Raw genomic sequence first — 11,670 nt, 5'->3', positions numbered from 1 at the left:
AGCTGCCCGAGGCGCTCGCCGAGCTCCAGGCCTGAACAGCGTCCCCTCAGCCCCACCGAGTCCTACTGCAGGAGGTCAACCATGCCGACCGTTCCGGTCACCGACGACACCTTCCGTGCCGAGGTCCTCGAGTCCGAGGTCCCCGTCCTCGTCGACTTCTGGGCGACGTGGTGCGGCCCGTGCCGCCAGGTCGCGCCGATCCTCGAGGAGCTCGCCGAGGAGTACGACGGCAAGATCAAGATCGCCAAGCTCGACACGGACGCGAACCCCGAGACGACCGGCGCCTACGGCATCGTCTCCATCCCCACGCTGAACGTCTACGTGGGCGGCGAGCTCCAGAAGTCGATCATCGGGGCGCGCCCCAAGCGGGCGCTCACCGAGGAGATCGACGCCGTGCTCGCCACGAGCGTCTGATCCGCACCACCACCACGCCGCCGGAGGGCGGACCGCGAGCACCGCGGTCCGCCCTCCGGCGTCTTCACGGGATCCCTCGATGCACCGTGCGACACTGGGGGTCGTGACTAGACCGACGACTCCCCCGCAGCAGCCCGCTCCCAGCGGCACCCGCCTCGACCCGTGGTTCGGTGCCTACGCAGAGCGAGCGCACGGGATGCGAGCGTCGGAGATCCGGGCGCTGTTCGCGGTGGCGAACCGACCCGAGGTCGTGTCGCTCGCCGGCGGCATGCCGTACCTCGAAGGGCTCCCCCTCGACCAGATCGCCGACACGATGCAGCGTCTCGTCGCGACGCGCGGCGCGACCGCACTCCAGTACGGGTCCGGGCAGGGTGACGAGACGCTGCGCGAGCGGATCCTCGACGTGGTCCGGCTCGAGGGGATCGAGTGCCACCCCGACGACGTCGTCGTCACGACAGGGTCGCAGCAGGCGCTCGACCTCGTGACCAGGATCTTCGTCGACCCCGGTGACGTCGTCGTCGCCGAGGCGCCGAGCTACGTCGGGGCGCTCGGCGTGTTCCGCTCGTACCAGGCGGACGTCGTGCACGTGCCCCTCGACGAGCACGGGCTCGTCCCCGAGGCCCTCGAGGAGACGCTCGCCCGGCTCGCGGCGGACGGTCGCCGCGTCAAGCTGCTCTACACCGTGCCGAACTTCCACAACCCGGCCGGGGTGACCCTCACCGCGGAGCGCCGCCCGCGCATCCTGGAGATCGCACAGCGCTACGGCGTCCTGGTCATCGAGGACAACCCCTACGGCCTCCTGGGCTTCGACGGGCAGACCCTCCCCGCTCTCCGCTCCCTCGACGAGGACGGCGTCCTGTACCTCGGGTCGTTCTCCAAGACGTTCGCCCCGGGATACCGCGTCGGCTGGGTCGTCGCACCCCACGCGGTCCGCGAGAAGCTCGTCCTCGCGAGCGAGTCCGCGATCCTCTGCCCGTCCAACGCCTCGCAGCTCGCCATCGCCGCGTACCTCGACACGTGCGACTGGAAGGGTCAGATCAAGCAGTTCCGCGAGCTCTACCGGGAACGTCGGGACGCCATGATCGGCGCGCTCTCCGAGCACCTCCCCTCGGCCGGCTGGACCGTGCCCGACGGCGGCTTCTACACCTGGGTCCAGCTCCCGGAGGGCCTCGACGCACGCTCCATGCTCCCTCGCGCCGTCACGGCACGCGTCGCCTACGTGCCGGGCACCGCCTTCTACGCGGACGGCACCGGCTCGAGCCACGTGCGCCTGTCCTACTGCTTCCCGACCCCCGAGCGGATCCGTGAGGGAGTCCGACGCCTCGCCGGGGTCGTCAACGCCGAGCAGGAGCTCGTCGAGATCTTCGGGACCAACGCCGAGCTCGACCCCGACGTCACGGACGTCGAGAACCCCTCGCCCAACCTGGCCTGAAGCACCTCACCACGACGCCGGGACGACCCCACCAGGGCGACGCCGGCACCGAACAGGAGTCCGTCAACAGTGGACACGACCACGGGTACCCCGGCAGCCACGGGCGACGCTGCCACCGCAGCCCAGTTCGACGCACAGCGTCCTGACCAGCACCTTCACCTTCTCCGGCCCGAGGAAGCCGTCCCCCCGGGCGGGCACGTCGCGATCCTCGCCGGCGGGCTCTCCCACGAGCGCGAGGTCTCCCTGCGGTCGGGGCGCCGCGTCGCCGAGAGCCTGCGTGCCGCAGGTCTCGAGGTGACGATCCACGACGTCGACGCCGACCTTCTCCCGTTCCTCGCCGCGACCCGGCCCGACGTCGTGTGGCCGCTGCTCCACGGCGCGAGCGGCGAGGACGGCTCGATCCGCGACGTGCTCGAGCTCGTCGGGGCTCCCTACGTCGGCACCGGGCCGCGGGAGAGCCGTTCGGCGTGGAGCAAGCCCGTCGCGAAGAGCGTCGTGCTCGGTGCAGGCCTGTGCACGCCCGAGTACGTGACCCTCCCGCAGAGCCTGTTCCGGGAGCTCGGTGCCCAGCCCGTCCTGGACGCCGTCGTCGCACGCCTTGGTCTCCCCCTCGTCGTCAAGCCGACCCATGGCGGCTCGGCGCTGGGCGTGACCCTCGTCGAGCGCGCCGACCAGCTTCCCCGAGCGATGGTCGACTGCTTCGCGTACGGAGACGTCGCCCTGATCGAGCGCGCCGTGCGCGGCGTGGAGCTCGCGGTCAGCGTCGTCGACCTCGGCCACGGGCCTGAGGCGCTGCCGCCTGTCGAGATCGTCACGAGCGGACCGTACGACTTCGACGCGCGATACAACCCCGGACGAACCGAGTACTTCTCGCCCGCCCGGCTGGACGACGACGTGCTCGGTATCGTCCGCGAGGTAGCCCTCCGCGCGCACGTCGCGCTCGGCCTGCGTGACCTGTCGCGTACCGACGTGATCCTCGACCAGGACGGCGTCGTGCAGTTCCTCGAGGTCAACGTCGCACCGGGCATGACCGAGACGTCCCTCCTCCCCCAGGCCGCACGTGCCGCTGGGCTCGACCTCGGTCACCTCTACCGCTCGCTCGTCAACGCCCACGTGCGCCACTGAGCGACTGCGGTCCGACCGACGATCGACGGTCGCTGTTTCACGTGAAACGTCGCGATGACGACGTCTCAACGTGTCGACGTTCCTCGCTCTCGCCGTCGCTCCTGATGGCCGTCGTTGGTGCTGCCGTCGTCGTGGCGTCGCTCGCCACGTTCTGCTCGACTGATCTCTCGCGAGCGTGGTCCAGATCGCGTGGTCCAGCTCGCGCGCTCTTGATCGCGTGGACTTGTGCCAGACAGCGCGACCAGGGCAGCGCACACAGCGATCCTCGTCGCGTTTGACCGACCGGTCTCGATCGATCGGGCTTCTCTCGCTTGGCGGTGCTCACCGAACGGTCCTCGAAGGCGCGGGCTTGAGCCCCCCACGAGCGGTGTCGTCCCTCGGGCCGCCCCACGGCATGGCCGCCACGTCTCATGGTCCAGGAGGACTGTCGCGCGGATCCACCACGCCCGACGGTCGGGATCACGGTGCTGAAGCAGATCCTCTCTGCGCGTGCCGGCGCGCTCTCCCCCGGTGTCACGCCTCGCACCAGGCGACCCGGTCCATGGAGGAGGAGGGACACGAGGCGGGTCGATTCTGCCGGACACTGGCTCGGACCATGACACTCGTGCGGACGCTGGCAGCTGCGTGGTCTCGGACACCCTCAGGCCGGGACTCGGACTCGGGCTCGGACTCGGGCGCAGATGGGGGAATCGGCCTTGAGCTCAGGTTTGGGCTCGTTCCGGTACGAAGTCGGGCTCAGACACTCGTCCGGGCTCAGGAACCCGTCCGGGCTCTGGCTCTGTTCCCGGCACTCGTTCGGGCTCGCACCTGGGCTCGGGCGCCGGTGGGGTCGGATGCCCATATTTCGCCGCTCCGAGCGCCTTGTGCCCCTCGCGTTTGGGGATGAACTCAAGGACGCCAACGCGTCGGAACCGTTGCTGTGCGATCAGGAGACCGTGCGCCACGGCCCGCACGTGCACACTCCTGAGAGAACCAGAGGACCCGGGCGCGTCGGATGGCCCCTGGGGCGCGGAGCACTTCCTCATCGACCAGCGAGACACTGTCGCACCGCGCCTGTTTCACGTGAAACGACGCTCCTCGGGGCCTGGGACTATCGCGAGGATGTCTCACGAGAAGCGGCTCTCCTCGCGCGGGTCTGCCGGCCCGCGTCATTCCCCGTGAATCGGCTCCCCTCACGCAGATTCGCCGGCCGCGTAGATCCCCGTGAACCGGCTCTCTTCGCGCGCGGCCTCACCAGGCGCGTGTTCCACGTGAAACACCGGATCGGCCACGGTCTTCGAATCCCTGCCTTCTGCCCCGACCCTCGGTCCGTGCTGACACCAGAAGACCCGCATGGTAGGCGGGGAGGAACGTGGGGACAGCTCGCCGCAACGCATCAGCACCGCCGCGCTCGCACACGGCACCACATCGCGCCCCCGCACGGAATCAGTCACAGACGGATGCGGGCTCGCGTTCCGATCGACCACGGTCATGACGCTCCACCCACCCTTCTCCACGCTTCGCCAGCCCTTGCGGCTTCATCTCCACTTCTCAGCGCGGAGACGACTCCGCAACGTCGTGCCCACCACCGGCGTTGTCGTGGCCGCAGGCGCTCTTTGCCATCGTCGGCGTGTGTTCCACGTGAAACGCCTGACCAGGAACAGTTTCGCGTCAACGTTCCCGCACACCGAGCATGTGGCCGCGAGACGCGGTGTCCGGGTGGACGTGATCGCCCACAGGCACGGCAGGGCGACACGCGGACGGCGGTGCCGCAGCCTCGACGAGGCCGAGGTGGAGCGCTGGCTCGACGCCGTCCAAGTGGGCAACGCCTCCGTGCATAGCCCCACTCGGGCGACGTCATCACCGCTCGCACCCGGGCCGGAAATGGGAGAGCACGGTGGCCACCGGGGGACCTATGGACGGCTCTGCGGGCCGCACTGTTCCTCCCCCTTGAGGGAGACATACGGGCGTCCTCCCACGTGGGAGGGTGGCGAAGATACGGCCGGGACTGCCGCGGGTGCTCACGTGCACCTCACGACAGTCCCGGCATCTGTGTCCGCGTCACGCGTTGCGTGGCGCGCCCACCTGGTGTCGCTACTTGCGCAGGAGACCCGGGTCGTCGGGAGCCAAGACGTCGAGGATCCTGTTGAGGTCCTCGACCGAGGCGAACTCGACGGTCAAGCGCCCCTTGTTCTTGCCGAGGTCGACCTTCACGCGCGTCTCGAAGCGGTCGGAGAGGCGATGGGCAAGCTCGTCGATCGCGGCAGAACGCTGACCTGCACGAGGTGCGCGCGGGGCACGGCGATCTCTGTCCAGTCCGCCCATCGCGACGATCTCCTCGGTCGCGCGGACCGAGAGCCCTTCAGCCACGATTCTCTGGGCAAGGCGCTCGATCTCCGCTCCGTCGGTGAGACCCAGGAGCGCGCGCGCATGACCAGCGGAGAGAACACCCGCCGCGACGCGCCGCTGCACCAGGGGTGGGAGGCGCAGGAGCCTCAGGGTGTTGGAGATCTGCGGTCGACTTCGAGAGATGCGTTCTGCGAGCTCCTCGTGAGTGCATCCGAAGTCGTCGAGCAGCTGGCGATACGCCGCCGCTTCTTCCAAGGGATTGAGGGCACTGCGGTGCAGGTTCTCGAGCAGTGCGTCGCGCAGCAGGTCAGCATCATCCGTCTCACGGATGATCGCAGGAATGACGTCGAGCCCGGCAGCCTGCGTCGCGCGCCAGCGTCGCTCCCCCATGATGAGCTCGAAAGAACCGTCCTCCCCAGGAACGGGGCGAACCACGATCGGCTGAAGGACACCGATCTCGCGGATCGAGCCCACGAGCTCGTCGAGATCCCCCTCGTCGAAGACGGTGCGTGGCTGGCGTGGATTCGGACGGATCGACGCGGTCGGCACCTCGGCGAAGCGCGCGCCGGGGACCGGCACGAGGTCGTCAGCCGCGCTCCCCGTCCACTCCTCGGCACTCGGGGTGGCCTCACCGTTGAGGTTCTCCCGTGGCGACTCCGCAACCCCCTCCCCCGCCGAGTCGCCGCCATCCGCTGTATCGGGGGTCGTTTCACGTGAAACACTGCCCGCAGCACGGTCACGTGCCGACGTCGCGCCATCGACGCTCTGCACGCTGCTCTCCGCGCTCTCGTGGTGCCTCGGCTGCGCAGGCTCGTCGCCACTCCCACCCAGCGCACCGCGGTCTCCCGCACTCACCGCCTCCAGCTCGGCAAGGTCGTGCACCGAGAGCGACGTCAGGGAGTCCAGGTCCGCCGGACCTGAGCCGGTCTCCGCGACGAGGGTGACGACAGGCGTACCTTGAGCCCCGCTCTCGGCCGAGCCTTGCCCCTCCCCGTCACCCGAAGAAGCACCTTCGGTCGGTGCGTCGTCGTGCACCGTCTCCTCAGGCGTCGGGCTGGGGAAGAAGACATCTACCGGTCGCTTCCCCTCTGAGCTGGTCGGGATGAGAGCCCCGAGCCCTCGGCCGAGCCCTCGACGCTTCTCGCTCATCGCAGTTCCTCCTGCCGCAGGCCGGGACCACCGATGGTGCCGGCAAACTCATGTTCGGTTCGGACCGCCTCAGGCGCGGGGCGAGTCTCGGGAACGTCACCGCGCTCGCGAGCCGCGTCCTGCCCTGGGACGGGATCGAGGCCGTGATCGCCAGGTCGGTTCACACCGCGTTGTGTCAGCTCTCGTGCTGCCTCGAGATACGCCAACGCACCGGTCGAGCCTGGGTCGTAGGTCATCACCGTTTGCCCGTGGCTCGGCGCCTCGGAGATGCGCACCGAACGAGGCACGGTCGTCCGCAAGGTCTGGTCAGGGAAGTGCTCACGCACCTCTGCCGCCACCTGCTGCGCGAGATTCGTTCGCCCGTCGTACATCGTCAGCAAGATCGTCGAGACATGCAGGCCGGGGTTGAGGTGCGACTTGATGAGCTCGATCGTCTTCAGGAGCTGGCTCAGTCCCTCGAGTGCGTAGTACTCGCACTGGATCGGAATGAGCACCTCCCGACCGACGACGAACGCATTGACGGTGAGAAGGCCCAGGCTCGGCGGGCAGTCGACCAGAACGTAGTCGATCGGGGCCAGGCCCTCGCGTTCCCGCTCTGCCAAGTACTCGTCCAGAGCGCGGCGGAGCCGTGTTTCACGTGAAACGAGAGAGACCAGCTCGATCTCCGCGCCCGAGAGGTCGATCGTTGCCGGTACGCACCACAGCGTCGGGATGTCAGGGCACTGCTGGACCGCGCTAGCGAGCGGATCGCCGTCGACCAGGACCTCGTAGACCGACGGTGTCCCCGCTCGGTGCTCGACCCCGAGCGCGGTCGAGGCGTTGCCCTGAGGATCGTTGTCGATGACGAGAACGTTGAGCCCCGCCAGCGCGAGACCGGCAGCGAGATTGACCGTCGTCGTGGTCTTCCCCACGCCGCCCTTCTGGTTCGCCACCGTGATGATCCGCGTCGACGCCGGGCGTGGGAAGCGGCGCCCGTGGAGGTCGATGCGGCGCCTGGCGTCCTCGGCGAGCTGAGCGGCGAGCGGCGTCGACTCGTCCGTGACCGGCAGGCTCGCCATCAGGGCTGCTCTCCGGTCGTCCTCGCTCCCGGGGTTCCGCGTCCCTCCCCCATCCCGCGAGAGAGACGTCGCCGACCGATCCTGAAGTCCTCCAGGGTCGACAGGGCTTTCCGTCACGCGTCTCATCCTCTCCGTCGTCGCGTCCCAGCATGCGCCGTCCAGCCCACTCAACGGTGGACGTCGGGCGCTCGTCGCCCCCCGTGTCGTCACACTGCCGTGCCGAGGTCGAGGGTCGGGTTCAGCGTGCCCCAGTCTGCCGCACGATGCGCACGACGGTGGTCGTCTCCACACCGGGGATCGTCGGCGCGTCAACGATCTCGGGTTCGCCCCCCTTGAGCCGTCGAAGCACCTTGCGCGCGGGCTCGATCTCGCGCGGCACGTTGCGCCCCTTAAGGACGATCATCTCGCCGCCCGGGCGGACGAGCGGCAGCGAGAGCCGAACCAGCTTGTCCAGTGCGGCCACGGCGCGAGAGGTCACCGCGTCGCACTCGAACGCGCCGTGGTACTCCTCCGCACGTCCCCGCTTCACCTCGATGTTCGTGAGGTTCAGATCCGCGGCGATCTCCGACAACCACGCGCAGCGCCGCTCCATCGGCTCGACCAGGTAGACGGAGGCCTCTGGACGCATCGCTGCGATCACGACCCCGGGGAGCCCGGCGCCGGAACCGATGTCTGCGATGAGCCCTGTCTCCGGAAGGAACGGGACGACCGCGGCGGAGTTCAGGATGTGCCGGTCCCAGATACGAGGAACCTCGCGGGGACCGATCAGCCCCCGCAGCTCGCCCTCCTCGCGGAGGCGGTCCGCAAACCGTTCGATGGTCGGGTACGCCGCACCGAAGTACTCGGTCAGCGCCTCCCGGGAGATCTCCGGCTCTGCGTTGCCGTCCACCAGGTCGCGCATCGGCTCCTCTGCTTCCTCGTCAATGGGCACGCCACATCGTTTCACGTGAAACGCCCGACGGCGTGCCCGATCAGCCTGTGATCCCCGTCGTCCCGTGCGGCTCGCCGGCACACCGTTCCGCACACGTGCCCCCTGCCGCTCCATTCCACGTCGAGCGAGGACCGAACGGACACCCGAGGGAACCCCAGCGAGGCCGGGCTGCATGCAACGCCGACACCAAGACCGATGCCGGTCCCTGGGATGGCCACGCCAAAAGACGTTCGCCCCCCGTTTCACGTGAAACGGGGGGCGAACGACGTCCGACACAGAGCAACGTCAGTCAGCGGGGTAGATCACCACGTAGCGCTGAGGCTCGACGCCCTCGGAGTCGCTCCGGAGGCCCGCGGCAGCCACCGCATCGTGGATCACCTTGCGCTCGAAGGCGTTCAGCGGTTCCAGCGAGACCTTCGCCCCGCCGGACTGAACGCGAGCGATCGCCTCCTCGGCCTGCGCGGTGAGCTCACGGCGTCGAGCGGCGCGGAAGCCGGCGACGTCCAGCATCAGTCGGCTCCGCTCCCCCGTCCGCGCCTGGACGGCAAGGCGGGTCAGCTCCTGGAGCGCGTCGAGAACATCGCCGTCCTCCCCGACCAGGGAACGCAGTGCCGCAGGATCGTCGGCGACGATCTCGACCGCCGCGCGGTCGTGCTCGACGTCGATGTCGATGTCACCGTCGAGGTCGGCGATGTCGAGCAGCTCCTCGAGGTAGTCCGCTGCGATCTCACCTTCCTCCTCCAGGCTGGTGGTCTCGCGCGTCGACTCGTCGGTGACGGCGTCTTCAGGCGCTGGGGTCTCGGTAGGCGTCATGACGGTGCTCCTCACGGCGGGGGCGCGCACGCGCGCGGGTCTACTTCTGCTTCTTCTTCTTGGGCGCGGGCTTGGACGCCCCGGCGGCCGGAGAGCCCTTCGCGCCGTCCTTCGTCCCTGATCCATCTGCCGCCTTGGGGGCGTCCTCGACGGGGGCGTCCTCAACCGGAGCGTCTTCGACGCTCGGAGTGGCCGTCCCGACCGGGCGGGGCGCTGCCTTCTGTCGGTCCTTGCGCTTCGGCTGCTGACGCTGCCCGCGCGGCTGCTCGATCACCGGCGTGGCGTCCTCGACGATCCCCTTCGCCGCACGCTTGCGCGCCTGGCGCTCCTTGAGGAGTCGCTCCGCCTCGGAGCCCGGCGCCGGCATGCGCCGGATCGTGTAGAACTGCTGGCCCATGGACCAGAGGTTCGTCGTCGTCCAGTACACGAGCACACCGACCGGGAAGTTGACACCGGAGACCGCGAAGATGAACGGGAAGACGTACAGCATCATCTTCTGCGTCGACGCCATCGGACCCTCGAGCGCGGCCTTCGGCATGTTCTTCATCGTGAGCTGGCGCTGCGTGAAGAACGTGGTGGCACACATCGCGACGATGAGCACGGCGATGACGATCTTGGTCTGCAGGTCGGAGGTGCGCAGGAACACGTCGGACAGCTGCGCCCCGAACACCGACGAGCTCTCGATGTCGCTCGCGACCGCCGAGTTGATCGGGCCGATCGGGTCATCCGTGCCGTTGGAGATGGGCACGAGGCCGTTCAGCACCCGGAAGAGCGCGAAGAAGATCGGCGACTGCAACAGGATCGGCATGCACGAGGCGAAGGGGTTCGTCCCGTGCTTGCGGTACAGGTCCATCGTCTCGCGGCTCATGGCCTCCCGAGACGCCGGGTCCGTCTTGCCCTTGTACTTCTTCTGGATCGCCTGCATCTCGGGCTGAAGCATCTGCATGCCACGCGATGCCTTGATCTGCTTGAAGAACAGCGGGATCAGCAGGATACGGATGATGATCACGAGCCCGACGATCGACAGGACCCACGCCGGCCCAGGACCGTCGGAGAACCCGAGGAACACCAGACCCTGGTGGCACAGGTACATGATCCACGCCACGACCCACTCGATCGGGGCGAGGAACGCGAAGAAGTCCATCGGTGACTGCTCCCTCAACTTCAGACAAAGCTTGTGAATCGCCCGATCTCGGGCTGCGGACTAGTGCGTGTGTCGTGCCGGCGGAACGTCGTCGACCCCACCGAGGCTCCAGGGGTTGCAGCGCAGCAGCCGCCAGAGGGCGAGGCCCGTTCCGCGCAGGGCGCCGTGTCGACGCACCGCCGTGAGGGCGTACTGGGAGCAGGACGGGTAGTACTTGCACGTGGGCCCGGTCATCGGGGAGATCACCGACTGGTAGGCCCGGATCATGCCGATGAGGGTGAGCGCAGGGACGCGACGCAGGACGGCGACGACGCGGCGCACGATGCCGGGAGCTCCACTGTCGGCCGCGTCCTCGGGGGACGTCGCGCCGGGAGCGTCGATCGGGTGGGTGGTCGTCATCGATCCACGCCCGCACGCTCGTGGAGGCGTCGCGCGGCGCGATCGAGGCCGCGGTCGAGGTCGGCGCTCAGGTCGCCGAAGGTCGCCGCGGCCGAGGCGGGAAGCGCCCGCACGACAGCACGCCCGTGGTCGGGCAGCATGCCGAGGCGCGCCGCAACGGCGGCACGCAGCCGACGCTTCACGAGGTTGCGGTGCACCGCGTTCCCCACCGCCTTGGAGACGACGAAGCCGACCTGTGGTCGCGCGTCACCCTCGAGATCTTCTGAGAGGTGCACGACCACGGTCGACCTACCCGCACGCACGCCGCGGCGCACCGCCCGCTCGAAATCGACGGAACGGCGCAGTCGGTGCGCCGCGGGGAGCACGTGGGATCAGGCAGAGAGCTCGGTGCGGCCCTTGCGACGGCGGGCAGCCAGGATGGCGCGGCCGGCACGGGTCCGCATGCGCAGCCGGAAGCCGTGGGTCTTCGCCCGGCGCCGGTTGTTCGGCTGGAAGGTCCGCTTGCTCACGAGGTACTCCAAGAACGTCGGGGAGGTACACCGTCTATGTCCTCGACGATGCAGTGACAGGTCCCGGTTGGAGCCTGTCGGTGGTTCAGGTCGTGCACCGTGCGGTCACCCGCTCGGCCGCCGTCCAGGCACGCGGATCGAGTGGGCCATTGCTGGGGGCACCGGATCTTTGCAGGTACTTCAGGAGGCGAGGCCTCGTGTCGAGTACTCCTCCACGCGGGCGCGCCAAGAACACCTGGAACGGCTGTCTGACGTTACGCTGCGCGACCCCTCTCGGTCAAACCACGAGAGGTGAGATGCGCCGCGGGGCGGGTGTCACGTCGTCGCGCTCCCCTCTGCACCCCTCGAGGCTGAGAGCATCCTCACCC

General features: G+C 69.0%; 11 protein-coding genes. 3 read left to right on the top strand and 8 right to left on the bottom strand.

All coding sequences use genetic code 11. The annotated features are described in order from the left end of the window. The first annotated feature begins 81 nt into the window (after positions 1–81). The 3 genes from trxA to CCE02nite_RS11645 all read left to right on the top strand — a co-directional run bounded on the left by trxA (position 82) and on the right by CCE02nite_RS11645 (position 2,971). The gene (gene trxA / locus CCE02nite_RS11655; RefSeq protein ID WP_047230902.1) at positions 82–414 is read left to right on the top strand and encodes a thioredoxin; all 333 of its coding nucleotides are present in this window, start codon (positions 82–84) and stop codon (positions 412–414) included. A gap of 79 nt (positions 415–493) precedes the next feature. Then, a complete protein-coding gene (locus CCE02nite_RS11650; RefSeq protein WP_141389790.1) occupies positions 494–1,846 on the top strand; it encodes an aminotransferase-like domain-containing protein in 1,353 nt (450 codons plus the stop codon). Positions 1,847–2,050: 204 nt separating this feature from the next. Then, the gene (locus CCE02nite_RS11645) at positions 2,051–2,971 is read left to right on the top strand and encodes a D-alanine--D-alanine ligase family protein (protein ID WP_141389809.1); all 921 of its coding nucleotides are present in this window, start codon (positions 2,051–2,053) and stop codon (positions 2,969–2,971) included. A gap of 2,073 nt (positions 2,972–5,044) precedes the next feature. Here the strand turns inward: CCE02nite_RS11645 and CCE02nite_RS11640 are convergent. The 8 genes from CCE02nite_RS11640 to rpmH all read right to left on the bottom strand — a co-directional run bounded on the left by CCE02nite_RS11640 (position 5,045) and on the right by rpmH (position 11,302). Next, positions 5,045–6,448: a ParB/RepB/Spo0J family partition protein gene (locus CCE02nite_RS11640; RefSeq protein ID WP_141389789.1), complete on the bottom strand. Its 1,404-nt coding sequence runs from the start codon at positions 6,446–6,448 to the stop codon at positions 5,045–5,047. Beyond that, positions 6,445–7,506, bottom strand: a complete 1,062-nt coding sequence (locus tag CCE02nite_RS11635) for a ParA family protein (RefSeq protein ID WP_141389788.1) — start codon at positions 7,504–7,506, stop codon at positions 6,445–6,447. The genes CCE02nite_RS11640 and CCE02nite_RS11635 overlap by 4 nt, the downstream gene beginning before the upstream one ends. A 238-nt stretch (positions 7,507–7,744) precedes the next feature. After that, on the bottom strand, positions 7,745–8,437 hold the full coding sequence (gene rsmG / locus CCE02nite_RS11630) for a 16S rRNA (guanine(527)-N(7))-methyltransferase RsmG (protein ID WP_255318819.1): 693 nt from the start codon (positions 8,435–8,437) through the stop codon (positions 7,745–7,747). Positions 8,438–8,722: 285 nt separating this feature from the next. Beyond that, positions 8,723–9,250 (bottom strand): Jag family protein, encoded by a 528-nt coding sequence (locus CCE02nite_RS11625; protein ID WP_141389787.1) that lies wholly within the window; start codon positions 9,248–9,250, stop codon positions 8,723–8,725. 40 nt (positions 9,251–9,290) lie between these two features. Beyond that, a complete protein-coding gene (yidC, locus tag CCE02nite_RS11620; protein WP_141389786.1) occupies positions 9,291–10,394 on the bottom strand; it encodes a membrane protein insertase YidC in 1,104 nt (367 codons plus the stop codon). Positions 10,395–10,454: 60 nt separating this feature from the next. Continuing rightward, positions 10,455–10,793, bottom strand: a complete 339-nt coding sequence (gene yidD / locus CCE02nite_RS21230) for a membrane protein insertion efficiency factor YidD (protein WP_141389785.1) — start codon at positions 10,791–10,793, stop codon at positions 10,455–10,457. Beyond that, positions 10,790–11,158 carry a ribonuclease P protein component gene (gene rnpA / locus CCE02nite_RS11610; RefSeq protein ID WP_141389784.1) on the bottom strand — a complete coding sequence of 123 codons (369 nt, stop codon included), beginning with the start codon at positions 11,156–11,158 and terminating at the stop codon, positions 10,790–10,792. Before rnpA ends, yidD begins: the two co-directional genes overlap by 4 nt. Before the next feature lie 6 nt (positions 11,159–11,164). Next, on the bottom strand, positions 11,165–11,302 hold the full coding sequence (rpmH, locus tag CCE02nite_RS11605; protein ID WP_034225701.1) for a 50S ribosomal protein L34: 138 nt from the start codon (positions 11,300–11,302) through the stop codon (positions 11,165–11,167). Positions 11,303–11,670 lie beyond the last annotated feature (368 nt).

The organism is Cellulosimicrobium cellulans, assembly GCF_006539945.1.
GTDB lineage: Bacteria > Actinomycetota > Actinomycetes > Actinomycetales > Cellulomonadaceae > Cellulosimicrobium > Cellulosimicrobium cellulans.
The sequence above is the reverse complement of the archived record's forward strand: the minus strand, read 5'-3'. Positions and strand labels throughout refer to the sequence as shown.

Excerpts from the sequence above, each read along its gene's own strand:
- yidD (WP_141389785.1), bottom strand. The coding sequence starts at position 10,793 with ATGACGACCACCCACCCGATCGACGCTCCCGGCGCGACGTCCCCCGAG.
- trxA (WP_047230902.1), top strand. The coding sequence starts at position 82 with ATGCCGACCGTTCCGGTCACCGACGACACCTTCCGTGCCGAGGTCCTC.
- CCE02nite_RS11635 (WP_141389788.1), bottom strand. The coding sequence starts at position 7,506 with ATGGCGAGCCTGCCGGTCACGGACGAGTCGACGCCGCTCGCCGCTCAG.
- CCE02nite_RS11650 (WP_141389790.1), top strand. The coding sequence starts at position 494 with ATGCACCGTGCGACACTGGGGGTCGTGACTAGACCGACGACTCCCCCG.
- CCE02nite_RS11640 (WP_141389789.1), bottom strand. The coding sequence starts at position 6,448 with ATGAGCGAGAAGCGTCGAGGGCTCGGCCGAGGGCTCGGGGCTCTCATC.
- CCE02nite_RS11625 (WP_141389787.1), bottom strand. The coding sequence starts at position 9,250 with ATGACGCCTACCGAGACCCCAGCGCCTGAAGACGCCGTCACCGACGAG.
- yidC (WP_141389786.1), bottom strand. The coding sequence starts at position 10,394 with ATGGACTTCTTCGCGTTCCTCGCCCCGATCGAGTGGGTCGTGGCGTGG.